The organism is Corynebacterium ulcerans (assembly GCF_000767685.1).
Taxonomy (GTDB): Bacteria; Actinomycetota; Actinomycetes; order Mycobacteriales; family Mycobacteriaceae; genus Corynebacterium; species Corynebacterium ulcerans.
In genome coordinates, this window is record NZ_CP009622.1 from 975,129 (window position 1) to 998,350 (window position 23,222).

The following is a 23,222-nucleotide window of genomic DNA, read 5'->3' on the forward strand; positions in this document are numbered from 1 at the left end:
GTCATGATGGAAGGCATGACAAACGCTGAGATCGAGCCCCGTAACCCTGATCTACTCCTCGACTTTTCCGAGGTGGAATTCAAACGTGGCGGTAAAACATTGGTTGGCCCTGTTGAGTGGCAGGTTGAGCTCGATGAGCGATGGGTGATTTTGGGACCGAATGGTGCTGGAAAAACCACGTTGATTCGTATGGCTGCCGCCGAGGAATTTCCTTCCAAGGGAAAGCTGTGGATTATGGGGGAACAACTCGGCCGGACTGATATGCGCGATCTACGTGCAATGATCGGCGTTTCCTCGTCCGCTCTGGGCAACCGAATCCCCGCGGATGAGAAGGTGTCTGACCTGGTTATCTCCGCAGGCTATGCGATCTTGGGGCGCTGGCGGGAAGAATATGAAGAGTGGGATCTGGGGCGAGCCACGGAAATTTTAGAACAAGTCGGCGCCTATTACCTTGCAGATCAAACCTGGGGAACGCTGAGCGAGGGCGAGCGTAAGCGAGTCTTGGTAGCCCGCGCGTTGATGACTAACCCAGAGCTTTTGCTTCTCGACGAACCAACTGCTGGCATGGATCTCGGCGGCAGGGAAGACCTGGTGGCTTATCTTGGCGAGCTCGCGATGGACGCCGATGCCCCGGCGATCGTCATGATTACTCACCATGTGGAAGAAGTTCCTCCTGGCTTTACCCATGCGTTGCTTCTCGACGAAGGCGCAGTGGTGGCACAAGGCCTTATCGACGATGTAATCACTAGTGAAAATCTGACCAGGGCGTTCCACCAGCCAATTGCTGTGGATAAGATAGATGGTCGGTATTTTGCCCGACGGCAAAAACGCGCAACGAGGCATCGCAAGTAGACTTGTTGCTAGACCATTCAACAACTGGCGGTAAACAGCAGTAATGCGTTGTTTGTTCACAGGTGACGAGAACGATTGCAGAGCGCATCGTGGGGGTGACTATGCACGAACCTGAGGAGATATTGGGCCTCGGTGGCGCCAAGCTTGCTGTCACCGTATTGATGGTTCGCGATTCGCCGCTAGGCATGGAAGTGTATGTGCAAGAGCGCGTGTCTTCTATGCCCACGTTCCCTAACACCACCGTCTTTCCTGGCGGTGGCGTTGACGCTCGCGATTTTGAGCTGAGCCATGAAGACGCCCTCTATGACACTTTTGACGGTCCAAGTTTGATGCATTGGGCCCGAGTACTCGGAACTAATCGCAATAGAGCCCGAGCATTATTATTTGCTGCGGTACGTGAACTTTTTGAGGAAACCGGCACCCTTCTTGCCTCGCACGCAGATGGCCGCCCGATTTTAGACGCCACCCCCTATCACTCGCAGCGCTTGGCGTTAGAAAGCCACCGACTTTCTCTCTCCCAGGTGCTAGAACGCAACGGGTTGATGCTGAGATCAGAATTGCTACGCCCCTCGACCCGGTGGGTAAGCCCCGATGAGGATGAACGCCGATTTGATATGTTTTCCTTCGTCGCTGTCCAACCCCCAGGACAAGAACCTGACGGAAACACCAGCGAGGCGGCATCCACCGGATGGTTTTCCCCTGAGCTCATCTTAGACGGATGGAGGGCAGGACTCCTACGCCTAGTCTTTCCCACATGGGCGCAGCTATGGACCCTGAACCAGTTCGACTGTGTGACCGACCTACTCACACATTTGAGAAAAGCGGATATGAAGCCTTATAAGGGCATCCCTGAGTACGATCCTCTCTACGAAGAGTTTTTCACGTATGTCCCTCCCAAACGTTTTTAAGAAAGATAGCCCTACACGTGAGTTTTCATCCCGCTGAGGTGCGCTTCCTCGTTGCCCACGAGGAAAAGATCGCCGATGCAGAACGCCGTCTGACAGCAGACCACCCCATGACTAAAGCAAGCGCCATCAAAGACAGCGCTTTCTTTCGTTCTGAATTTGGCGACTATGGGCGCGCGGCGATGGAACTGGTGAGTTCCCGATCTGCTGCTAAAGGAAAACTTCCTAGCCAGTGGCTTATGTGCCACGAATCGGCACAACAAGCAACTCCGCTCGTGGTAGCCCAACGCAGAGCTGAAAGAATTGCTGCCCATTGTCCCCAAAGGCTAGTCCACGATGTCACGTGCTCGATTGGCACGGAGGGCGCTGCAATTACCGAGGCCGGGATGGACTACCACGGTAGCGATCTAGACCAGGCTCGCTTGTTGATGGCCCAGTTTAACGAGCCGCGAGGTCTCTACTCGCGAGCAGATGCCCTCAGGCCGGCGTCGACAAGCGAAAGCATCATTGTGGCAGATCCTGCGCGCCGGGCCGGTGGGCGAAGAATTACTTCTCCGGCGCAACTTATTCCGCCACTTCCCAGTCTCGTAGAGATCTGGCAGGGACATGAGTTGGCTATCAAATGTGCCCCGGGTCTTGACTTCTCAGAGTGGGACGGACTGGTGAGCGTGGCAAGCGTGAACGGGGGAGTAAAAGAGGCCTGCTTATACACAGCCGGACTGAGTGGCGGGGAAACCCGTGAGGCGCTTGTTATAACCACATCTAAAACAGAATGCCTTACCGATAGTCACCGCATAGACAAAATTACTGATCTTATGCCTTCCGACGTCGGGGCAGACTCCCCAGGGAAATACCTCATCGATCCAGACGGTGCGGTCGTGAGAGCGGGTCTAGTGCGTCATTATGCCCGGCGCGAGGGCTTGTGGATGTTGGATGAGAGAATCGCATACCTGACGGGTGATGCGATCCCAGCGGGACGTAGCGGTTTTAAATTTATTGAATCCGTGCCGTTGAAAAAGCTCAAAACTGCGTTAAAAAAACACGATTGCGGGAGTTTAGAGATTCTTGTACGTGGAGTAGACGTGGACCCTGATGTTCTACGAAAGAAACTCGGGCTTAAGGGGAAACGGCCTATGGCAGTCTTCTGCACTCGCGTTGGTTCTCAAGGTGTGGGGCTTATTTGTGAGGCCCGTGAGTACGCAGATGAGCCACCCCATACTTTTGTGCACTAGACTTGCCCAACGTGTGCGTCGTCGAGACGCGAGATAAAGCAAGAGACTGTTTCGATTTTTCGGTAGGGGTGTCACCTTGACTCCCTGCTCTGAGAGAAGAAAAGAAGGGATGACACCGATGCCCGCAATCGTGGCTCTGGTCAAAAATGTTCCCGATACATGGTCAACAAAGAAGCTTGAGAGTGATTTCACTCTTGATCGCGTCAACGTTGATTCTGTGATCGATGAGATTAACGAGTACGCGGTGGAACAAGCACTGCGGCTTAAAGAGTCCAATCCAGATGCTGGTTATACGGTAGTCGCCCTTTCCGCCGGTCCGGCAGGCTCTGAGGAAGCATTGCGCAAGGCGCTCGCTATGGGGGCAGATCAAGCGATTCTTCTCTCGGATGAAGCGCTCGCTGGCTCTGATGTTCTGGGAACCGCATGGGCACTGAATAACGCGATTAACCAGATTCCAGATGTCGCGCTTATCGTCGCGGGCTCTGCCTCTTCCGATGGCGCTATGGGAGCGGTTCCCGGAATACTTAGCGAGTATCGTCAGCAGCCCGCTCTCACCAGCATGCGTGAGATTACTCTGTCGGGGAATACCATCAGCGGTATCCGGGAGACCCATGACGGTGATTTTGCTCTTGAGGCAACGCTTCCTGCGATCGTGGCTGTCACAGAAAAAGCAGATAAGCCTCGATTCCCTAACTTCAAGGGCATCATGGCCGCTAAAAAGGCCGAAATCCAGCAGTTTAACTTGGTGTCCATAGGGGTCGCCCCAGAACACGTGGGGCTTGCACATGCCGCTACCGCTGTTACCGCTGCTACGGAGCGCGCGGCTCGTCAAGGCGGCGACGTGATCAACACAGACCCGCGTACCGCCGCTGCCGCCATCGCAGACTTCCTAGCCGCTGAGAAGCTCATCTAAAAAAGGAGAAGAACAGACAATGTCAACTGTTTACGTACTTGTCGAACACGCCGACGGACAGGTTCTTCCCGCAACCGGAGAGCTTTTCACCGCTGCGCGAGTGCTAGGCGACGTCACGGCCGTCGTCGTAGGCACCCCAGGGACTCATGAACCGCTCGTGTCTAAGCTGGCCGAGCTTGGCGCCACCTCCATCGTTGCGGCCCAGGCCGCCGACGTGGATTCTCGTATCGTGATCCCACAAGCAGATGCTCTATCGATGCTTGCGGCAGCCGCGCCGGGTCCGATCCTTTTGGACGCAGGAGTCCACGGTAATGAGATCGCGGGACGGCTTGCAGCGCGTCTTGCCTCTGGTGTGCTGTGCGATGTGGTCGGAATCAACCCTGATAGGACCGCACATCTTTCTGTGTTTGGCGATACGTTCGATGTTTCTGCCGCAGTCGGGGGCGCAAGCCCGATTTACACATTGCGTCCCGGAAGCGTGGAAGCTGTGCCTTCTCCTGCAGCAGGAACCGTATCTGTCATGGAGATTCCCACTGCCGCTGTGAAGGACGTAAAAGTAACCTCCTTTACTCCAGCGGTTAAGGGCGATCGCCCGGATCTGACCAGCGCGAAGGTCGTCGTGGCAGGTGGTCGCGGAGTGGAATCCGCGGAGAACTTTGGTTCTATCGTCGAGCCGCTTGCCGACGCCCTCGGCGGGGCTGTGGGTGCTACCCGCGATGCTGTTGACCTGGGATACTACTCGGCGCAGTATCAGATCGGGCAAACAGGCGTTACGGTCTCTCCCGATGTATACATTGGCCTCGGCATCTCTGGTGCTATTCAGCACACATCCGGAATGCAGACCTCAAAGAAGATCATCGTCATCAACAATGATGAGGATGCTCCGTTCTTCTCTATTGCAGACCTGGGCGTGGTGGGAGATATTCATGAGATCACCCCGCTACTTGTCCAGGAGATTGCGCAGCGGAAAGCCTAGGAGCACGAGCTTTGTTTCAAAGTATGCCGAGCCTTGTGTATCAAGGGACTCGGCATACTTTGTGTAAAAAGGGAACCGGCTTCCTACTCGGAGTGCAGCGCCGAGTAGAATCGGCCTCCATGCAGTCGAGTTATTTTGATCATGCCGCAACCACGCCAATCCGTAGGGTTGCGCGAGAAGCTTGGCTAGACAATGCTCATCTGGTTAATCCAGCAAGCCAATATGGTTCGGGGCGTGCAGCACGGAGCGTCCTTGACACCGCGCGCGAGGAAATTGCCGAGTTGCTCGGATGTGAGCCCATTGAAGTCTTATTCACTGGTTCAGGTACGGAGTCTGACAATATCGGCGTTGCAGGATTATGGCAGGCCAGTGATCTTACTCGGATCGTTAGCACGGGGATAGAACACCCCGCGGTGCTTGAGACACTGAAATACCTTGAGACGCGTGGCGCCGAGGTAGACATGCTGCCCGTCGGTTCAGACGGGATTGTCTCGGATCTTTCACAGTTGGATGAACCTGCTGCTGTGGCTGCGGTGATGTGGGCAAATAACGAGACTGGTGCGATACAGCCGATCCACAAAGTGGCTTCGTCTGCTGCCGCCGCGGGTACGCCTCTCCATGTTGATGCCGTGCAAGTGGTGGGGCATCTTCCCATGAATTTTCATGAGCTTGGGGCTACCACGCTTGCAGCAAGTGCCCACAAATTTGGTGGGCCTCGGGGCGTTGGTTTGTTGTTGGCTCGACGCTCGCCTGCTCCTCGTCCTATTTTCCATGGTGGTGGGCAAGAACGTGGCATTAGATCTGGAACCGTGGATGTGGCTGGGGCTGCGGCTACGGCTGCGGCTTTGTCTGAAGCAGTCGCTGAGATGGAGCAGGAACAACGCAGAGTAATGGCATTGCGCAACGAGCTTCGCAGTCGCATTCTAGAAACGATTGATAACGTTGTGCTGCATACCCCGGACGATGCATTGCCAGGGCACCTTCACGTGTCTTTCCCCGGAGCAGAAGGCGATAGCCTCATTATGCTTCTGGACTCGCTTGGTTTGGAAGCATCCACCGGTTCAGCATGCTCAAACGGAGTGAACAGGGCCAGCCATGTTCTTTTAGCTGCAGGGGTGGAAGAAAAGATTGCCCGCAGCACCATTCGCTTTACTCTTGGCCGGACAACGGGGGAGGCGGACGTCGAGAAGCTTGTGCAACAGCTACCCGACGTCGTCAGGCGTGCACGTTTAGCCGGTATGGCCTAGGCGGCTGGTGGATCGAATCGGGGTATCCCTGCGGCCATGAAGTTACGAGTCCAGGCATCGTCCTTGTAATGGGCAGGTACTCCGCCTCCTAGCAAGGAACGCGTTATGTGTTGCGTCGCTGTAAGGTCGGGGAGCGGAGAGTCTGTGCCGATCAGTATGAGGTTTCCGTACCTTCGCCCCTTGAGCATTGCAGGGTCCGAGATGCAGGCGACGTGTGTAAAAACTTCTGCCATGCCTTTAAGCTCAGCACGGGCACCCCGGAGATCGGAGTGGTCCCCGCAGTTGGCCACGTAGAGTCCTCCCGGCGCGAGGCTGCGGTGGCAGTGGCGGAAAAACTCGACGGTTGTTAGCGGGAGCGGGGTGGAATCGCCAGCGAAGACGTCTCTGATAATTACATCCCGGCTTGCATCGGTAAAAGAATTGGTTACCTCTCTGGCCTCACCCACGCGGATCTTTAACAACGGGGCGCGGGGAAGATCGAACCATACGCGAGCTAATCGAGCTAGCTCGCCATCCAATTCCACTACGGTGTTCCGCGACTTGGGGTATTGATGCGCTAAGTAGCGAGCCATCGTGCAGGCACCGCCACCTAAATGTGTGACTCTGAGTGCAGTCGGCGATGCATGGGCGGTGACAAACCACTCTACGGCTGCGGCAATCCACCGCATGTACTCGTATTCAAGCCTGCTGGGGTCTTCACATATATGGCTCGATGGTACCCCGTTGACGTAGACCTCCCAGGCATGAGACATGAAAGAATCTGGTCGAAGTTCCACTGTTCCCGTAGACGTGGGGTAAACCCCTGCTACGGGCCCATTACTAGCGTTGATATCCGGTGAAACCCGACCACCTTTTTTCCTACCCATGAGCGATAAGGTTACAGTGCCTATGCTGAGTGACTGGGAATAAGACTAAGATAGCTCCGTTGAACAAGTAGCGGGCGTGGTCGGCACTGAGGACAATATAAGGAGTACAAGGAATCACATGCGAGTTCTTGCAGCGATGAGTGGCGGAGTGGATTCAGCAGTGGCAGCAGCGCGAGCTGTCGCAGCGGGCCACGAGGTAGTAGGCGTACACCTTGCGCTCTCGCAGGATCCGCAAACAGTACGAGAATCTTCTCGTGGTTGTTGTTCACTAGAGGATTCCGCAGATGCCCGCAGGGTATGTGACAAACTGGGGATTCCTTTTTATGTGTGGGATTTTTCGGATCGTTTTAAAGAAGACGTGATTGATGACTTCATCTCCTCCTACGAAGCGGGAGAAACACCGAATCCCTGCCTTAGATGCAATGAAAAGATCAAGTTTGCTGCGTTGCTGGAACGCGGTATCGCTTTGGGATTCGATGCCGTAGTAACTGGCCACTACGCTCAGCTCACCCAGCCCGCAGATGGCGGTGACGGCTATTTGCGCCGTGCTATTGACCCGGAAAAAGATCAGTCGTATGTGCTTGGCGTGCTCAGCGAAAAAGAAATCGCGCATTGTATGTTCCCTGTGGGCGATACCGTTAAACCCAAGATTCGTGAAGAAGCGGCAGCTCAAGGCTTTTCCGTGGCAAAAAAGCCGGATTCCTATGACATTTGCTTCATTCCTGATGGCAATACGCAGGCGTTCCTGGGTCGGCATATTGGTCTTAGGCCGGGCATGATCGTGGATGTAGAGGGGCAGCCCTTGAAAGAGCACGACGGTGCTTGGAACTACACCATTGGTCAGCGCAAAGGGCTTGACATTAAGCAGCCTGCGGCAGATGGAAAACCGCGCTATGTCACCGATATTGATGCTGCGACAGGAACCGTAACCGTGGGATCGCGTGACGACCTTTCTGTGAGCCGGATTTACGCTGACCGCTTGAAGTATCTCCACCCAGCCCTCAGCGGAGAGTTCTCTGCAGAGGTTCAGGTTCGGGCACATGGTTCCGTGGTGCCCTGCCAGGTGAGCGTCGATTCGCACAACGATACGATGACTATCACCCTGCACAAGCCGTTGTCCGGCGTGGCGCGTGGTCAGGCCGCAGTGATTTACTTGCCGGATGCCGGCGGGGATATTGTGCTTGGGTCTGGAACAATCTACGACACCCAGAAGGCCACCGGTACGCACCTCACTAGCGCCTAGCTGCGGAGAGATTTTCTATGGCAACATTCGCTTTAGGCCCTATGCCTGGTACGAGCATGATCGATGCTGCAGATGTTATTGCAGGCGAAACCGGAGATATGAGAGCACTTCCGCAGCTTCCTAGTCGCGGTCTAGGATCCGATGCTGTCGGCCGGACGTGTACGTTGATGCCTGATCTTCCGGTAGAAAAGGGGCCAAGGTCCTGGCGCTTGAGCGCGCGGCCGCAGCTACTCACTCACCGGATCTGGGACCGCATGGAGGAAGACCTGGATCAGTTGCAAGAGCAGTGGGGAAGTACCCCTATGCTCAAAGCACAAGTGTTGGGCCCTTGGACGTTGGCGACTCACATGGAACTTCCCAATGGGCATCGAGCCGTCACTGATTCTGGCGCACTGAGAGACATCACAGAGGCTCTGACGCATGGGGTGAGAGAACACGTATCTGACTTGCATAAGCGTTTCGACGCTCACATCCGCATACAAATCGATGAACCAGCGCTCTCTGCGCTACGCCGTGGGGAGATCCAGGGCACAAGTGATTTTGATACGATCCCAGCCGTTCACCCTAAAGACCTAGGGGAACGTCTTGCCGGCGTTGTAGAAGCGGTGCGCGGAGAGAACGTAGACCTGGTGCTACTTAATGAGACTGGCAGGGAACCCAACGTGGACGTTGCTGTTCTTGCAACAGTAGATCAAATCCTCATCTCTCCTACTCGCGTTAAAGGAACGAGGCTTCTCGACGCCTTCGGGGAAGCACTCGCGTCGGGAATGCTCGCTGGTTTAGGGCTTTACGGTACGAATGCCCGCGATCTTGCTATTGCTGTGGCCAGGTTCTACGACGAGCTCGGTATAGAACGTCACGCCTTGGCGCACGCAGATATAACCCAGTCTTCCCCTAGGATTGACACAACTCTTGTGGAGGTGGCCCATGATCTAGCCACCTTGCGGGAAGTCGAGGAGATTCTGCAGCGCGATGCGGGCGATCTTTAGTTTTGGGTGAGCGGTAGTACGGTTCATCCCTGCATCGGCCAGGACGTATTGATAGAGGATACGTCTTTGCCCTTGCCCTCAAAATAGTTTTTGAGGTTCGTCTGAAATTCGTAGTATTCGACGGCTTGGAATTCCATGAGCTCATTGAGGGATTTTTGAGAAATCTCCTCTTTAAAGTTTCGATTTGCTTGCATCCACGCTATGCGCGCCGCCGCGAGTGCATCGGAGGTAGCCTCATGAGCATTGTCTAAACGCACGTTGTAGTGCTGGCAGAGATCCGTAAGCGTGCGCTTGCCCTTGCGGAATCGGTCGAGGGCTTTATCCATGACGTAAGGGTCAAACACCGGGCCGGTAACAACAAAATCACCAGTGAGCTTTCTTAGCACCGTGAGATCATATGCAGCGTTATAAACAATGAGCGTCAGCCCGTCAGCCCACGCTTGTTGGATAGCCGCTACGGTTTCCTGTAGCACTTCTTCATGCGGACGCCCGTGTTCGCGTGCATATTCCGTGGTGATGCCGTGGACCTTTGCGGCTTCCTCAGGGATCTCTATTCCAGGGTCTGCCAGAAGTTCCTGTGGGTGGGCACCGTTGCTATCGATCCTGACGAGCGCAGAGGACACGATGCGGGCTTCATGAGGGTTCGCAGAGGTGGTCTCGAGATCAAAACTTAAGACCTTCATCGGATCAAAGACAGCAACATTAGGGTCAAGAGAGTTCATGACTCACACCCTAGACAATCCCTTCAACACCCGGTGTAACCCGGTGGCTCATCAGCAATGAAGGGCAGCGTATGGGGTCAGAAGCCGCTGAAGTTAAGCACCAACGATAAACTAGCTAGCGTGACTGATTCCAATATCGAACTCCGCAGACAATGGGACGAACTCGCCGAACAAGTGCGGTATCACCGTGATGCGTACTACAACGGCACACCTGAGATCAGTGACCAAGACTTTGATGCACTGTTTCAGGCACTCCAAAGGCTTGAAACAGAACACCCCGAACTCGCAGTTCCAGATAGCCCTACTTTAGAAGTCGGAGCGCCTGTAGCTTTGGGCTCTAGTTTTAATAACGTAGAGCACCTGGAACGTCTCATGAGCTTGGATAACGTGTTTGATGCTGCGGAGCTTTCCGACTGGCTCCAAAGAACACCGGCGCAGTCGTACCTTACCGAGCTAAAGATCGACGGACTCTCGCTAGACCTCATTTACCGCGAGGGAAAACTATGGCGTGCGGCTACCCGCGGCGACGGCCGGATAGGCGAAGACGTCACGGAAAACGCAAAAGTGATTGCGGATGTGCCGCATCAGCTTTGTGAAAGCGCAGAGTTCCCTGTTCCCGAGCTATTGGAAGTTCGAGGCGAAGTCTTCATCGCCGTAGAAGATTTTGCAGCGGTTAACGAGCAACGCCAATTAGAGGGGGGGAAACCCTTTGCTAATCCGCGAAATGCTGCTGCCGGGTCATTGAGACAAAAAGACGTTGAGGCTGTTAAAAAGCGCCGACTTCGGATGATCTGTCATGGGCTTGGCGCTACCAAAGGCTTTACCCCAGCGTCGCAGTATCACGCGTACGAGGCGTTGGCGGCGTGGGGATTGCCTGTGTCTCCCTACACCGAGTTGGTTCACTCAGCGGCAGAAGTGCAGGAAAAAGTTCTGTATTGGGCAGAACACCGTCACGACGCAGCCCATGAGATGGACGGGGTTGTAGTCAAAGTAGACAGTATCTCAGAGCAGCGGGCATTGGGTGCTACAGCCCGTGCCCCTCGATGGGCTATCGCCTACAAATATCCACCAGAAGAAGTCACCACGGAGCTTTTAGATATTCAGGTGGGCGTAGGAAGGACCGGGCGTGTCACCCCCTTCGCCGTTATGCGCCCTGTTTTTGTCGCCGGATCCACTGTGTCCATGGCAACGCTGCACAACCAAACGGAAGTAAAACGTAAAGGGGTGCTCATAGGAGACACCGTGGTGATCCGCAAAGCCGGTGAGGTGATCCCAGAAGTCCTTGGACCGGTAGTGGAAAAGCGAGACGGGACTGAACGTGAGTTTATTTTCCCCACGTTGTGCCCTACCTGTGGTACCCGGCTTGCTCCGCAAAAAGAAGATGATGCGGACTGGCGCTGTCCCAATTCTCAGTCATGCCCGGCCCAGCTCAGCACGCGTCTAACCTATCTCGCAGGACGCGGTGCCTTTGATATTGAGGCTTTGGGAGAAAAAGCGGCGGAGGATCTTATCCGGACGGGCGTGCTTATCGACGAAGCCGGGTTGTTTAATCTCACAGAAGAAGACCTTCTCAAGACCCGTGTGTACACGACAAAGAAAAAGACACTAAATGCTACAGGGGCCAAGCTGCTGGCCAACTTAGAACAATCGAAAAAAGCTGACCTTTGGCGGGTTCTCGTTGCACTATCCATTAGGCACGTTGGTCCCACCGCCGCTCGAGCTCTAGCTGCCCGCTATCACTCTATGGACGCATTGCGCGCAGCCAGCGCGGAAGAAATCGCCGATACTGAAGGTGTAGGGGCCATCATTGCACAAAGCTTCAAGGATTGGTTCGAGCTTGATTGGCACGTCCACATCGTAGAACAGTGGGCTCTCGCCGGCGTGACTATGGCCGAAGAGACCTCTCAACTACCGGAACAGACATTGGCAGGCATGACCGTTGTTGTTACTGGTTCTTTGGAAGGATTTAGCCGCGACTCTGCTAAAGAAGCCATTATTAGCCGTGGCGGTAAGGCATCCACATCGGTTTCTAAAAAAACTGACTATGTTGTTGTCGGAGAAAACGCTGGTTCTAAGGAAACCAAAGCGCGAGAACTCGGACTCACCATTCTCGATGAAGCTGGCTTTATCCAACTACTAGAAAACGGGTCGGCATAAGCATCAGGTGTAGAGAGCAGTGGGGGAGACGCTCTCTACACCTGTCTTATTTATTCAAAATCCTGCCAAGGATCGTTCCCAGGTTTCCTAGGTGTTCCACCTCGCTGCTGAGGTAATCCGGTCCGCCCACACGCCCGATGACAAGCACAAGGTTTGTCCCGATGAGCGGGGCTGCAGCAAGGGAGGAATCTAGGAGCCCCCACGACTGTGGGATCCACGGCTCGGACTCAGGAATGAGTGTGCGCGCTTGCTCGATGGGGACTATGTCAGGGCTGGAACCGTCGTCCTCAGGGGCGGCAATAGAAGCGGTGACACGCGTGACTCCGCCGTGGACGTCGAGAAGCACTGCCCACGTAGAAGTAAGCGCCTGCGGCATATTGTTAACGAGTTTTGCCAAGGAATCAGAATGTGTATTAGCCCCGGCAACCGACGCCAGCATTGCGATTTGCCCACGACGATCAACACGGCCAGAAAATGGACGAATGGAATCGACGTCTACGCCCTCTACCTCGTGAGCGGCTGTGATTAAAGCGTCCGCCATCGTGCCTGCAGGAAGCTCGATCACCATATCGTCCATGACGGTGCCGTCGGGAAAAGACTCGACGACGTCTACGGAGGAAATATTGCCGTCGACAAGTCCAATGGCCTCTGCTAAGCGTCCGAGGCTACCTGGCGCATCGGGGATATGAACACGAATGAGGTAGGACATGAACAATCATCGCCTTTCTAGGGCGCAGCTCCGCTAAAAATGTAAGTCCGGTATATCGGACGGGATTTGGAAAATACCTATCAAATACTAGGCGCCGATAATAATACGTTGTCTACGTTATGTGGTGGCGCTCTAGGGGACAGTATTTACAATGTTTATCGATTCTATAAGGGAAAGTCCCATTAATCTTGTGCTACGGAAAACCAGTGAATGAAATGTTTTAAGGGGCATTAGGAAAGTCACAAAGCGGTTTCCTAGGGGCTAGCCCGGTGCAGATGCTGAAGCAGAGAACCTGTGCAGTAGTATGTTCAAGAATGACAATGACCTCGTGCCGGTAGAGCGTGGCATGTAGGTTTACGTATTTTAATTAGTACCCAATGTGAGAAGGATCGACGAAAAGTGCCTGAGATTTCGCGCGATGAAGTCGCACACCTGGCCAAGTTATCGCGCTTGGCATTGACTGACGAAGAACTCGACCGATTTGCAGCGCAAATTGACGGCATCATCGGTAACGTGAGCGCTGTTCAAAAAGTCGCTGCAGAGGGGGTAGAGCCGATGAGTCACCCGCACTCGATTAAGACCACCATGCGTGAAGACGTAATTGAACAGATTATGACTCCAGAGCAGGCTCTTGATCAGGCTCCAGCTGTTGACCAACAGCGTTTCGTCGTTCCACAGATTCTAGGGGAGTAGTCCGAATGACCAATTATCTCGTGCCGGAGTCCGGACTCACATCACTTTCTGCTGCCGAACTCGCCCAGAAGATTCATTCCCGTGAGGTTACCTCGCGTGAGGTCACCCAAGCTCATCTTGACCGCATCGCTGAGGTCGATCCCACTCTTAACGCATTCTTGCATGTGGGTGCCGCGGAAGCGCTTGCCGCTGCCGACGAAGTGGACGCCGCCTTAGACCGTGGAGAAGCTCCAGCATCTGCACTTGCCGGTGTTCCTATTGCTCTTAAAGACGTCTTTGTCACCACGGATGCACCAACCACGTGTGCCTCAAAGATGTTGGAAGGCTATGTTGCGCCTTATGACGCAACCGTCACCAAGAAACTTCGTGCCGCAGGCATTCCGATTTTGGGTAAGACAAACATGGATGAGTTCGCCATGGGCTCGTCCACGGAAAACTCCGCTTACGGCCCAACCCGCAACCCATGGGACACCGACCGCACACCAGGCGGCTCCGGTGGCGGTACATCCGCAGCTCTTGCATCCGGTGAAGCGCCACTCGGTATTGGCACCGACACAGGCGGTTCCATCCGCCAGCCGGCAGCCCTCACCAATACGGTGGGAGTGAAGCCAACCTATGGCACTGTCTCTCGCTACGGCTTGGTGGCCTGTGCATCGTCGCTAGATCAAGGCGGACCAACCGCAAGAACCGTTCTGGACACCGCGTTGCTCCATGAAGTCATTGCAGGCCATGATAAATATGACGCTACCAGCGTAGATCGGCCAGTTGCTCCTGTGGTGGCAGCAGCGCGGGAAGGTGCAAACGGAGATCTGAGCAGCGTTAAAATTGGCGTGGTCAAGCAATTCGACCGCGACGGTTATCAGCCGGGAGTATTGGAGCAATTCCATGCCGCCGTGGAACAGCTTACGTCCCAGGGCGCAGAGATCGTGGAAGTTGATTGCCCACACTTTGACGATGCTCTGGCAGCGTACTACCTGATCCTTCCATGTGAGGTTTCTTCCAACCTGGCGCGTTTCGACGGCATGCGTTACGGTCTGCGCGAAGGCGACGACGGAACGCATTCGGCGGATGAAGTCATGTCACTGTCTCGTGCGGCTGGATTCGGCCCCGAGGTAAAGCGTCGCATTATCCTGGGAACCTATGCACTTTCTGTGGGCTACTACGATGCGTATTACCTGCAAGCACAGCGCGTACGTACCCTCATCGCTCAAGATTTTGCTGCGGCCTATGAAAAGTGCGACGTCTTGGTTTCCCCAACTACGCCAACCACTGCCTTTAAGCTCGGCGAGAAAATCTCTGATCCTTTAGCTATGTACAACTTTGATTTGTGCACCCTGCCGTTGAATCTTGCCGGCTTGTGCGGAATGTCTGTTCCTGCAGGATTGGCAAAGGACACGGGGCTGCCCGTGGGCTTGCAAATCATGGCACCAGCATTCTGCGATGACCGCCTGTACAAGGTGGGCGCCGCATTTGAAGCAGGCCGTAAGTAAACTGCTTTTGTGCTATAATCCCTTTCTTTACTTAGCGGAATGTGCCGGTAAGGAAAGGGGTTTTACTATCCAATGCCTAGGGGTACGTGATGGAGCCTTCAGAACAAGATTTGCATCACATAAAAACCCGAGGCCTCATCAAAGGACACCTCGGAGAAACCAAGGTGTGAATAAACCTGATGAGCCTTGGCGTTTGCTTTATCCACGGAGAGTGAGATGCCCGGCGCTCCCAGATTTTTAGCTAACGTTATGGCGGCCTTGAGTAGGAGAGAGGCTACGCCTGTGCCGCGAAATCTCGACTCGATGGCAATGGCAACCTCGGGGATCTCCTCGTTGACGTAACCGTAGCCGTGGTTGGTTTCGGTTCCCCATAACAACCAAGCGCCGCCGGCAGGGATCCTGTTATTGTCCCAAGCGATAAAACCGCCATCTGTAGGATTCCAGTGATCTATATAAAAATATGTGTCGTTAATAAAGTTTTGGCTTAACTCGGAGGTTTCATCACCATACACATCCGTGAGGAAGTTGAGTCGCGCAATATACGTGCGGTCAACCTCGCGTGTTGGGAGAAGAACAATAGTCTGTTCGGTCATGACAGCAGAGTGTATACGTAGTGTCGCGGTGTATTGTGGGACGAGCGCAATGAGCATTGGCACGGAAGCCGTCTATATAACCTTGAAATTGTATCGCGGATGACGTGTTCGTAGGAGAAGAGCGGGTAGCGACGCACGCTGGGGAGCTTCTTCTGCTACCACTGGATGCGCACTACGTAGCGCAAGAAGATAGCCCCAGGTTCATAGAAAGAAGGAACGCCTATGAGCGTTGAGTCCCGTGATAAGCACGTTGATCCTGATGCGGGAAGATACAGCTCACAAGGTTCGGATCCCTATCCAGCTATGCCACTCCCAGAAAAGGAAGCCTGGCCAGCGCTGATTGCCTTGTGCATCGGCTTTTTTATGATTCTGCTTGATCAAACCATCGTGGTGGTGGCCACTCCAGCATTACAAAAAGAGCTGGGAGCATCATATAACGAGGTTATTTGGGTTACTTCGGCGTACCTTCTCACCTTCGCTGTGCCACTTCTTATCACGGGTCGTCTTGGTGATCGGCTTGGTTCACGAAATGTCTATGTTGCTGGAATGATCGTGTTCACGCTGAGTTCTCTGGCATGTGGCTTTGCCCCAAATATGATCACGCTGATTATTGCTCGGGCAGTGCAAGGCCTAGGGGCTTCCCTCCTTACACCGCAAACTATGAGCCTGATTAATCGGATGTTTGCTCGTGAACGACGAGGAGCCGCATTAGGAGTATGGGGCAGCGTGGCGGGCTTGGCTACCCTCACCGGCCCTATTTTAGGTGGCTTTATTACGGCTTCGTTTGGTTGGCAGTGGATCTTCTTTATTAATGTCCCGCTTGGGATCGTGTCAGTCTGGTCAGTGATCCGTCTAGTGCCACGGTTGCGGCCGACCAATCGCAGCATTGACGGCTTGAGCATGGTGCTCTCTGTTATCGCTGTTTTTTCCCTTGTGTTTGCTCTCCAAGAGGGTGAAAATGCCGGTTGGGGCTGGTGGATTTGGGTTCTTATCGTAGTAGGACTTGTGGTTTCTGTACTGTTTGTTTACCAGCAAGAGCGGGCAGAAAAAGCAGGAAAAGATGCTTTGATGCCCTTGTCACTCTTTTCGATCCGCAATTTTTCACTAGGAAACATCGGCATCACTGCCATGGGGTTTGCTATCGCGGGCACGCCTTTGCCGATCATGTTGTTTTTGCAGCAGGTGCACGGGTTAACAGCTTTTCAAGCAGGCCTATTTTTGGTTCCGCAAGCACTCATTTCTGTGATATTTTCCCCGTTCATCGGAAAGCTTTCAGATAAACGTTCGCCCCACCACATAGCAGCTTTTGGCTTTACGACGATGGCCATTGGACTTGGAAGCGTTGCGCTTGTGATGATTCTCGAGGTTTCTGTTTATTGGGTTCTTCTTGCGTTTGTCATCTATGGGCTGGGTAATGCGTTCGTATGGTCGCCCAACTCTACATCGACGATGCGGGATCTTCCGTTGCACCACATGGGAGTGGGATCTGGCGTGTATAACACCACGCGCCAGATCGGATCGGTCATGGGATCAGCGGCTATCGGGGCAGTATTGCAATGGCGAATCATGGTTGCCAGCCCAAGCTTGGCCTACGGCGAAGCCGTTTTGGTAGGTGCGGGATTCCTCATCTTCGGCATTATGTCTGCTCTTTTAGCTAAAGAAAACAGCTAGCCGGCCTCGGAGACGCCGCCAGAAAGCGACTTAACGAGTATCCGATAATGCGTAGGAGGCTGTTGCCGTTGCAGCGGTGACCGTTAGTACCGCAGGCCATGCGCCGATCTTTTTTGCAAGCGGATGGCTAAGGCCGAATGCTCCAATGTACGTTGCAGTGAGAGCGGAAGTGAGCGGGGCGCCACCTTTTGCCCACCAAGAACGCCCTGCCCACACACCTGCAGCTGCTAGGACTACGCCGCCAAGTGGTCGTATACCTGTCTCGCGTGCAGTAAGCCAGCCTCCTATAAGGCCACTAGCAATAACTGCAGATGTGTTGACCTCCGCGGGAGGCTTAATATCAAAACCCATAAATTGTGCCATGTTGCTCATGCTACAGGCTGAGATGTTTGTGCGATGTGAGCGTTTGGTAGGAGAGGGGCGTCGATACGCTTTTGCGTCAGGGGTGTCGCACTGAGAGATTCGTTTTCTTAGGATCTTGACATTTATAATGTAGAAGACTTTCAGTGACTGAGTGAGTGGCGATAGCGTCACATCGGGAATCTGGTGCAAAACCAGAACTGGCGCGCAGCGGTGAGGATACAACTTCAATTACCTTGAGATACCACTGGGCTTAGATTCCTGGGAAGGGCGTAATTGTGGGCTTGAGTATCTAAGTCCGAAGACCGGCTTAGTCAGCAGGCTTGTACTGCCGCCTCGCGATTTTAGGCGGACAGACTGACTCAAGTGGGTCTTGTAGTGCGTAAAATTGCCACTCCAGCGCTTTTCCTGATTATTGCAGGACTAGCCGCACTGAGTTTTGTGGTGTCTTTGTCTTTTGGGTCGGTTGATTATTCACGCTCGGAAGTGTGGGAAGTGGTGCGCCAGCACCTTGCAGGGGAGACCTATTCCGATCAAGCAGTAGACGCAGTGGTTTGGGAGCTTCGGGCACCCCGTGGTTTGCTTGCGCTTATCGTAGGAGCGGGGTTGGCCCTTGCCGGTGTGACAATGCAAACGCTTGTCCGAAATCCGCTGGCTGACCCGTATTTGCTGGGTATTTCTTCCGGCGCGAGTGTAGGTGCAACCGCAGTACTCGTGTTTGGCGTCTTGAGCGGCTTTGGCCTTTATTCGCTCTCAGCTGGTGCTTTGATTGGTGCACTTGTGGCCACGTTAACTGTGTATGCGGTGACTATTGCTCAAGGTGGGCTGACGCCACTGCGCCTCATCCTCTCAGGTGTAGTTCTGTCTTCCGCTTTCTCCGCGCTTGCTAGTTTTTTGGTGTTTAAAGGACCTGACGCTCGCGCTGCGCAGGGCGTGATGTTCTGGATGCTCGGATCAGTTGCCGGAGGACAATGGAACAAGCTCCTCATACCGGCAGTCGTGGTGCTTGTCGCTTTTGTTATTTTGATGCTGAGTAGTCGCCAGATGGATGCTCTTGCTGCAGGCCCAGACACGGCTGCCGCTTTAGGCGTTCGAGTGGGGTTGCTGCGCCAAGGCCTGTTTTTTGTGCAAGCTCTCCTCGTAGGTGCCATGGTTGCTGTGGCTGGCGGCATTGGATTTGTGGGCCTGGTAATTCCGCACTTGGCACGAATACTCGTGGGGTCGCTTCATCGTCGTCTTTTGCCTATCGCTGCAGTGTTTGGTGCGCTTTTTATGGTCTGGGTTGACGTGCTCGCCCGTGTTGCCGCACCGCCACAGGAGATTCCGCTGGGCGTGGTCACTGGAGTTATCGGAGCGCCGCTCTTCCTGATTCTTATGGGAAGAAAAAACTATCATTTTGGGGGTCAAGACTAAAATGACACGTTTTCAAGCAGCAGGCGTTGCGTGTGGATTTGACCGGACAGTATTGCTCCGAGATGTTGACTTTACGGTGGACAGCGGCACCATGACCGCGATAGTCGGCGTCAATGGAGTAGGAAAGTCAACTCTTTTGCGCGTCCTTGCCGGAATCCGGAAACCGCATGCCGGCAAGGTTTTCATAGACGATGTTGACGTACATTCCATGCGGTCAAAACAGCGGGCAAAGGCGCTAACTTTCGTGGGGCAGGAGGAGACTCCCCCCGGAGATTTGACTGTAAAAGAAGCAGTCTGCCTGGGCCGGCTTCCGCACACTAAAGTGTGGCAGTTTGATTCCAAGGAAGAAACGCGCTTGGTCAACGATGCCTTGCAACTTGTTGGCTTGCAGGATCGCGCGGCGATGGAATGTGCGTCGCTTTCTGGTGGGCAGCGCCGTCGAGTGCTTTTTGCTCGCGGATTTGTGCAAGGCACGGATCTCATTTTTCTTGATGAGCCGACCAACCACCTTGACGTGCACCACCAATTGCACTTGCTCAAAGTACTACGAGACTCTGGGCGCACAATCATCGCAACAGTCCACGATCTCGATCTAGCGATGAGCCATTTTGATCACGTAGTGGTTCTGGATCGCGGTGGCGTGGTTGCTTCAGGGCCTCCGGAGAGTGTGCTGATCCCGGAGACCTTGCGCAAGGTATTTGAGGTGGAAGCTTTTATAACCCGGCATCCCGGTGCCAGCAGCTCTCACGTCATCATTGATTCACTTTAAGATTTCTCTCTCTATTAAGGAGCATGACCATGAAGAAAGCTATTATCCCCATTCTTGGGGTATCCCTTGTTCTTAGCGCATGTGGTGGCGCTACTTCTGATTCCGCTAAAGAATCAACTGCTGCAAAAGCCAGCGGCGTGACCGTCACCAACTGTGGCAAGGAAGTAACTTTTGACAAGGCTAACGAGCTATTTGTCAATGATGGCAACATCATCTCTATTGCGCTTGCCGCAGGTGCCAGTGACAAGATCAAATACGTCAGCTCGTTGCAGCGCGATAAGGAGATCCTGCGTGCAAAGTTTGGCGAGCAAGTCGACTCTCTGAACGAAACGTCCAAGGACTACCCATCCCTAGAAACCATAGTGGCAAAGCACCCGGACGTCTTTGTCGCAGGTTGGAATTATGGCTTCTCTGAGGAAAAGAACCTCACCCCTGAATCCCTGAAAGCGCAGGGGATTTCTTCCTATATTCTGAGCGAGTCCTGCAAGCAGAGTGGATCCGATAAGCGTGGAGTCTATGACCCATGGGAAGCTGTCCAGATGGATATCTCCAACATCGGAGCCATCACCAATAACAAGGAAACAGCAGAATCCGCAGTGAAAGACCTCACTGATCGACTTGAAGCCTTGAAGAAGCTCAAGACAGCGGATAAGAAGCCGAATGTTTTCGTCTTTGACTCCGGAAGAGGCGATGCTGTTTACACCTCTGGAAAGTTTGGTGCTCCGCAGGCGATTCTGGAAGCAGCAGGCGCCCAGAATGCTTCAGGTGATATCGAGGACACCTGGACCAGCGTGGGTTGGGAAAAGATCGCTTCTGCTACCCCGGATGCTTTTGTCTTTGTGGATTACCCAGGTCAGGAGTTCAACGAAAAAGTAGAAGCGCTTCGCGCAAATCCTGCGACCAAGAACCTTCCGGCGGTAAAAGAGAATCGCTTTATCAATTTGCCATACACAATGTGGACCTCGGGTTCCCTCAACATCGATGCCGCCGAGCATGTGCGTAAGGGCCTAGAAAAGTTCAACCTTGCTCCACAGTCTGAGATGGCTCCAAAGCTGACGCTTCCTAGCTCTGTAGCTGGCCAGGAGTTTGTTTCTTAAAGTATCTGATCTCTCCTGATTGCTTTTGATTACTTTCCCTGATGGAAACTATGTACATTTTCCATCAGGGAAAGTAACGTTTTAGGCGAGGATCCCTCGCCCTTTTATGCGTTGCGAGGAACAGTGCTGTGTAGCTGACCCAATGCACGGCAAGGAGCTACATATCCGCAATCTGCGCAAAGGGGAGAAAGCTATGGGTGATAGACAGTTCCCGCGGGCTGTAGGAATGAATAAAGAGATCCAGCAGCCAGAAGTGGATCTGCGTGAACTTCTTGCTACCGCTGAAGATGCTCAACACAAAGTCTCAGCAAGCTCCCCTCAGTGGAGGAGAACTCTCATGGGAGTGTTGGTCTCGGCCATCTTTTATTCTCAACTCATTGAGATTCCTTGGCTGAGCATCTCTGTACTTTTCTTCTTTTTGGTTATCTTCATTGTTGCAGGTGTGTACGGTTATCGGACACGAGGAGTCCGGCAAGCCGTGCGAGGTAGCGGGAAACCCATGCAACAGTGGTGGCTTCACGACGTTCCCCCTGGCCAGCGAAAATGGGCGCTGGCAGGGTACATGCTGCTTATTCTGAGCCCCTTTCTTGTCTCTTCAGCACGAGATTTCGGCATCGTGGCGGGCGTTATCCTAGCGACGTTGTTGAGCGGTGTGTCCATATTCTGGTTTGCCAAGTACTCGGAAGCGATGTCTTGATATGGAAGAAAAAGAGACGCAGTCGTCGGGAGCCGCTAGCCCTGTGTTGTTGGACGAATATTTGCACACTGTGCCGCGGACGAAAATCTGTGCCACTTTATGGGCGGCAAAAGCGATTCCCGATCGTAATGAGATGAAGTTTTCTAAGCTTCGGGAGCTTACCTGTTTGAGTGAATCATCACTATCCAAACAATTAAGTTTTCTTGAGTCCGTAGGATATGTGCGTCGGTTTCGTGATTATGGCGCCAGCCGTTCTCAAGATGTTGTGTGGGTGTCTCTTACAGAAAAGGGGACTCTGAAATATGAGGAATATATGGCTGCGCTGAAGCAACTATTGCAATCTGGCTGTGGTGGCGGTTCTTGAAACCTTGTGCTGACGTCCGGGGGGGGGACTCTGGCCAGGTGATAAATCCCACAGGTTCGAGGGTATTCGCAACAAAAAGGGGACTAGCGGTTTCCGTGCGGGCATAAACAAACACAAAAGTGGCAGGAAGGACTAGACTAAAGCCTATGCGAATTGCGACTTTAACCTCCGGTGGCGATTGTCCCGGACTCAACGCTGTTATCCGCGGTATCGTCCGCACGTGTTCCGAATATGGTTCTACCGTTGTGGGGTACGAGGACGGTTGGGTTGGTCTCATGGAAGACAAACGCATTCAACTGTACGACGATGAAAATATCGATCGTATTCTTTTACGCGGCGGAACGATCTTGGGAACTGGTCGTCTTCACCCAGATAAGTTCAAAGCAGGACTTGAACAAATTAAAGAGAATCTGGCAGATGCAGAAATTGACGCATTGATTCCTATCGGCGGCGAAGGCACGCTCAAAGGTGCTCAGTGGCTTTCTGATAACGGGATCCCTGTGGTCGGCGTGCCAAAAACTATTGATAATGATGTCAACGGAACCGATTACACCTTCGGTTTTGACACAGCGGTGTCAGTAGCAACCGATGCCATTGACCGTCTCCATACCACGGCAGAGTCCCACAACCGCGTGATGATTGTGGAAGTGATGGGGCGCCATGTCGGATGGATCGCGCTGCACGCCGGAATGGCAGGCGGTGCGCACTATACAGTCATCCCGGAGCAGCCTTTTGACATCAATGAGGTCTGCAAAGCAATGGAACGTCGTTTCCAAATGGGGGAGAAATACGGAATTATCGTCGTTGCTGAGGGTGCCTTGCCTAAGGAAGGAACGATGAGCTTTGACCAAGGATGCGTAGATCAGTTTGGTCATCAAACCTTTAACGGCATCGGTCAGGTGATCGGGGAAGAGATAAAGAGGCGCCTAGGCCACGATGTGCGTACTACCGTGCTTGGACACATCCAGCGTGGTGGCACCCCAACTGCCTATGATCGTGTCTTGGCAACCCGATATGGTGTCCATGCTGCACGTGCATGCCATACGCAGGATTTTGGCAAGATGGTGGCACTTCACGGTGAGCATATTGACTTGATTCCTTTGGAAGAAGCCGTAGGAACGTTGAAGGTAGTTCCTGAGGCCCGGTATCGGACTGCTAGAGCGCTCTTCGGATAAAAGACTCGTGGTGGCCCTTCCTACTTTTAAGCCTAGGAAGGGTCATTGCTTTTCCTTGGTAGTCCGCGAAAGTCGCACCGATTTTGAGC

Annotated in this window: 23 protein-coding genes and 1 riboswitch; of the genes, 18 read left to right on the forward strand and 5 right to left on the reverse strand. The window is 53.6% G+C overall.

Annotated features, from left to right (window positions below):
* Positions 1-3 precede the first annotated feature (3 nt).
* The 6 genes from CULFRC11_RS04515 (at position 4) to CULFRC11_RS04540 (ending at position 6,125) form a co-directional block, all read left to right on the forward strand.
* Positions 4-852: an ABC transporter ATP-binding protein gene (locus CULFRC11_RS04515; RefSeq protein WP_038620957.1), complete on the forward strand. Its 849-nt coding sequence runs from the start codon at positions 4-6 to the stop codon at positions 850-852.
* A 101-nt stretch (positions 853-953) separates the two neighbouring features.
* Positions 954-1,760, forward strand: a complete 807-nt coding sequence (locus tag CULFRC11_RS04520) for an NUDIX hydrolase (protein ID WP_023635528.1) — start codon at positions 954-956, stop codon at positions 1,758-1,760.
* Positions 1,761-1,777: 17 nt separating this feature from the next.
* Positions 1,778-2,989: a THUMP-like domain-containing protein gene (locus CULFRC11_RS04525; protein WP_023635529.1), complete on the forward strand. Its 1,212-nt coding sequence runs from the start codon at positions 1,778-1,780 to the stop codon at positions 2,987-2,989.
* A gap of 118 nt (positions 2,990-3,107) precedes the next feature.
* Complete coding sequence (locus CULFRC11_RS04530; protein ID WP_013911291.1) at positions 3,108-3,902, forward strand: electron transfer flavoprotein subunit beta/FixA family protein; 795 nt, start codon at positions 3,108-3,110, stop codon at positions 3,900-3,902.
* A 19-nt stretch (positions 3,903-3,921) separates the two neighbouring features.
* On the forward strand, positions 3,922-4,878 hold the full coding sequence (locus CULFRC11_RS04535) for an electron transfer flavoprotein subunit alpha/FixB family protein (RefSeq protein ID WP_023635530.1): 957 nt from the start codon (positions 3,922-3,924) through the stop codon (positions 4,876-4,878).
* 119 nt (positions 4,879-4,997) lie between these two features.
* Positions 4,998-6,125 carry a cysteine desulfurase family protein gene (locus CULFRC11_RS04540; RefSeq protein WP_031270198.1) on the forward strand — a complete coding sequence of 376 codons (1,128 nt, stop codon included), beginning with the start codon at positions 4,998-5,000 and terminating at the stop codon, positions 6,123-6,125.
* On the opposite strand, the gene CULFRC11_RS04545 is transcribed toward CULFRC11_RS04540, so the two are convergent.
* A complete protein-coding gene (locus CULFRC11_RS04545) occupies positions 6,122-6,991 on the reverse strand; it encodes a spermidine synthase (RefSeq protein ID WP_023635532.1) in 870 nt (289 codons plus the stop codon). The two genes, CULFRC11_RS04540 and CULFRC11_RS04545, sit on opposite strands and share 4 nt — an antisense overlap.
* Positions 6,992-7,109: 118 nt before the next feature.
* On the opposite strand from CULFRC11_RS04545, the gene mnmA reads away from it, so the two are divergent.
* Positions 7,110-8,234, forward strand: a complete 1,125-nt coding sequence (gene mnmA / locus CULFRC11_RS04550; RefSeq protein WP_031270201.1) for a tRNA 2-thiouridine(34) synthase MnmA — start codon at positions 7,110-7,112, stop codon at positions 8,232-8,234.
* 17 nt (positions 8,235-8,251) lie between these two features.
* A complete protein-coding gene (locus tag CULFRC11_RS04555) occupies positions 8,252-9,223 on the forward strand; it encodes a uroporphyrinogen decarboxylase/cobalamine-independent methonine synthase family protein (RefSeq protein WP_023635533.1) in 972 nt (323 codons plus the stop codon).
* A gap of 23 nt (positions 9,224-9,246) precedes the next feature.
* On the opposite strand, the gene CULFRC11_RS04560 is transcribed toward CULFRC11_RS04555, so the two are convergent.
* Positions 9,247-9,945 (reverse strand): 3'-5' exonuclease, encoded by a 699-nt coding sequence (locus CULFRC11_RS04560; RefSeq protein WP_023635534.1) that lies wholly within the window; start codon positions 9,943-9,945, stop codon positions 9,247-9,249.
* A gap of 57 nt (positions 9,946-10,002) precedes the next feature.
* Between CULFRC11_RS04560 and ligA the strand changes: the two genes are divergently transcribed.
* Positions 10,003-12,102 carry an NAD-dependent DNA ligase LigA gene (ligA, locus tag CULFRC11_RS04565; protein WP_023635535.1) on the forward strand — a complete coding sequence of 700 codons (2,100 nt, stop codon included), beginning with the start codon at positions 10,003-10,005 and terminating at the stop codon, positions 12,100-12,102.
* Positions 12,103-12,148: 46 nt separating this feature from the next.
* Here the strand turns inward: ligA and CULFRC11_RS04570 are convergent, their stop codons facing one another.
* Positions 12,149-12,811 carry an ACT domain-containing protein gene (locus CULFRC11_RS04570; protein WP_023635536.1) on the reverse strand — a complete coding sequence of 221 codons (663 nt, stop codon included), beginning with the start codon at positions 12,809-12,811 and terminating at the stop codon, positions 12,149-12,151.
* A 399-nt stretch (positions 12,812-13,210) separates the two neighbouring features.
* Between CULFRC11_RS04570 and gatC the strand changes: the two genes are divergently transcribed.
* Positions 13,211-13,504 (forward strand): Asp-tRNA(Asn)/Glu-tRNA(Gln) amidotransferase subunit GatC, encoded by a 294-nt coding sequence (gene gatC, locus CULFRC11_RS04575; protein ID WP_013911300.1) that lies wholly within the window; start codon positions 13,211-13,213, stop codon positions 13,502-13,504.
* A gap of 5 nt (positions 13,505-13,509) precedes the next feature.
* On the forward strand, positions 13,510-14,994 hold the full coding sequence (gatA, locus tag CULFRC11_RS04580) for an Asp-tRNA(Asn)/Glu-tRNA(Gln) amidotransferase subunit GatA (RefSeq protein ID WP_023635537.1): 1,485 nt from the start codon (positions 13,510-13,512) through the stop codon (positions 14,992-14,994).
* A gap of 98 nt (positions 14,995-15,092) precedes the next feature.
* Here the strand turns inward: gatA and CULFRC11_RS04585 are convergent, their stop codons facing one another.
* Positions 15,093-15,587, reverse strand: a complete 495-nt coding sequence (locus tag CULFRC11_RS04585) for a GNAT family N-acetyltransferase (protein WP_031270206.1) — start codon at positions 15,585-15,587, stop codon at positions 15,093-15,095.
* Positions 15,588-15,809: 222 nt separating this feature from the next.
* Between CULFRC11_RS04585 and CULFRC11_RS04590 the strand changes: the two genes are divergently transcribed.
* Positions 15,810-17,258 (forward strand): DHA2 family efflux MFS transporter permease subunit, encoded by a 1,449-nt coding sequence (locus CULFRC11_RS04590; RefSeq protein ID WP_023635539.1) that lies wholly within the window; start codon positions 15,810-15,812, stop codon positions 17,256-17,258.
* Positions 17,259-17,288: 30 nt separating this feature from the next.
* Here the strand turns inward: CULFRC11_RS04590 and CULFRC11_RS04595 are convergent, their stop codons facing one another.
* Complete coding sequence (locus tag CULFRC11_RS04595; protein ID WP_038620477.1) at positions 17,289-17,621, reverse strand: hypothetical protein; 333 nt, start codon at positions 17,619-17,621, stop codon at positions 17,289-17,291.
* Positions 17,622-17,753: 132 nt separating this feature from the next.
* Positions 17,754-17,946, forward strand: a riboswitch (cobalamin riboswitch).
* Positions 17,947-17,996: 50 nt separating this feature from the next.
* Here CULFRC11_RS04595 and CULFRC11_RS04600 point away from each other — a divergent pair.
* The 6 genes from CULFRC11_RS04600 (at position 17,997) to CULFRC11_RS04625 (ending at position 23,133) form a co-directional block, all read left to right on the forward strand.
* A complete protein-coding gene (locus CULFRC11_RS04600) occupies positions 17,997-19,031 on the forward strand; it encodes a FecCD family ABC transporter permease (RefSeq protein ID WP_013911305.1) in 1,035 nt (344 codons plus the stop codon).
* A 1-nt stretch (position 19,032) separates the two neighbouring features.
* On the forward strand, positions 19,033-19,800 hold the full coding sequence (locus CULFRC11_RS04605) for an ABC transporter ATP-binding protein (RefSeq protein ID WP_023635541.1): 768 nt from the start codon (positions 19,033-19,035) through the stop codon (positions 19,798-19,800).
* A gap of 29 nt (positions 19,801-19,829) precedes the next feature.
* The gene (locus tag CULFRC11_RS04610; protein WP_023635542.1) at positions 19,830-20,897 is read left to right on the forward strand and encodes an ABC transporter substrate-binding protein; all 1,068 of its coding nucleotides are present in this window, start codon (positions 19,830-19,832) and stop codon (positions 20,895-20,897) included.
* 193 nt (positions 20,898-21,090) lie between these two features.
* Entirely contained in the window at positions 21,091-21,594 is a 504-nt protein-coding gene (locus CULFRC11_RS04615; RefSeq protein WP_230478263.1) for a hypothetical protein, read from the forward strand.
* 1 nt (position 21,595) lies between these two features.
* Positions 21,596-21,958 (forward strand): transcriptional regulator, encoded by a 363-nt coding sequence (locus tag CULFRC11_RS04620; protein WP_023635543.1) that lies wholly within the window; start codon positions 21,596-21,598, stop codon positions 21,956-21,958.
* A gap of 146 nt (positions 21,959-22,104) precedes the next feature.
* Positions 22,105-23,133: an ATP-dependent 6-phosphofructokinase gene (locus CULFRC11_RS04625; protein ID WP_014525642.1), complete on the forward strand. Its 1,029-nt coding sequence runs from the start codon at positions 22,105-22,107 to the stop codon at positions 23,131-23,133.
* The last annotated feature ends 89 nt before the right edge of the window (positions 23,134-23,222 follow it).

Coding starts and splice junctions, on each gene's coding strand:
- CULFRC11_RS04515 (WP_038620957.1), top strand. CDS start 4: ATGATGGAAGGCATGACAAACGCTGAGATCGAGCCCCGTAACCCTGAT.
- CULFRC11_RS04520 (WP_023635528.1), top strand. CDS start 954: ATGCACGAACCTGAGGAGATATTGGGCCTCGGTGGCGCCAAGCTTGCT.
- CULFRC11_RS04530 (WP_013911291.1), top strand. CDS start 3,108: ATGCCCGCAATCGTGGCTCTGGTCAAAAATGTTCCCGATACATGGTCA.
- CULFRC11_RS04535 (WP_023635530.1), top strand. CDS start 3,922: ATGTCAACTGTTTACGTACTTGTCGAACACGCCGACGGACAGGTTCTT.
- CULFRC11_RS04540 (WP_031270198.1), top strand. CDS start 4,998: ATGCAGTCGAGTTATTTTGATCATGCCGCAACCACGCCAATCCGTAGG.
- CULFRC11_RS04545 (WP_023635532.1), bottom strand. CDS start 6,991: ATGGGTAGGAAAAAAGGTGGTCGGGTTTCACCGGATATCAACGCTAGT.
- mnmA (WP_031270201.1), top strand. CDS start 7,110: ATGCGAGTTCTTGCAGCGATGAGTGGCGGAGTGGATTCAGCAGTGGCA.
- CULFRC11_RS04555 (WP_023635533.1), top strand. CDS start 8,252: ATGGCAACATTCGCTTTAGGCCCTATGCCTGGTACGAGCATGATCGAT.
- CULFRC11_RS04560 (WP_023635534.1), bottom strand. CDS start 9,945: ATGAACTCTCTTGACCCTAATGTTGCTGTCTTTGATCCGATGAAGGTC.
- ligA (WP_023635535.1), top strand. CDS start 10,003: ATGAAGGGCAGCGTATGGGGTCAGAAGCCGCTGAAGTTAAGCACCAAC.
- CULFRC11_RS04570 (WP_023635536.1), bottom strand. CDS start 12,811: ATGTCCTACCTCATTCGTGTTCATATCCCCGATGCGCCAGGTAGCCTC.
- gatA (WP_023635537.1), top strand. CDS start 13,510: ATGACCAATTATCTCGTGCCGGAGTCCGGACTCACATCACTTTCTGCT.
- CULFRC11_RS04585 (WP_031270206.1), bottom strand. CDS start 15,587: ATGACCGAACAGACTATTGTTCTTCTCCCAACACGCGAGGTTGACCGC.
- CULFRC11_RS04590 (WP_023635539.1), top strand. CDS start 15,810: ATGAGCGTTGAGTCCCGTGATAAGCACGTTGATCCTGATGCGGGAAGA.
- CULFRC11_RS04595 (WP_038620477.1), bottom strand. CDS start 17,621: ATGGCACAATTTATGGGTTTTGATATTAAGCCTCCCGCGGAGGTCAAC.
- CULFRC11_RS04605 (WP_023635541.1), top strand. CDS start 19,033: ATGACACGTTTTCAAGCAGCAGGCGTTGCGTGTGGATTTGACCGGACA.
- CULFRC11_RS04610 (WP_023635542.1), top strand. CDS start 19,830: ATGAAGAAAGCTATTATCCCCATTCTTGGGGTATCCCTTGTTCTTAGC.
- CULFRC11_RS04615 (WP_230478263.1), top strand. CDS start 21,091: ATGGGTGATAGACAGTTCCCGCGGGCTGTAGGAATGAATAAAGAGATC.
- CULFRC11_RS04620 (WP_023635543.1), top strand. CDS start 21,596: ATGGAAGAAAAAGAGACGCAGTCGTCGGGAGCCGCTAGCCCTGTGTTG.
- CULFRC11_RS04625 (WP_014525642.1), top strand. CDS start 22,105: ATGCGAATTGCGACTTTAACCTCCGGTGGCGATTGTCCCGGACTCAAC.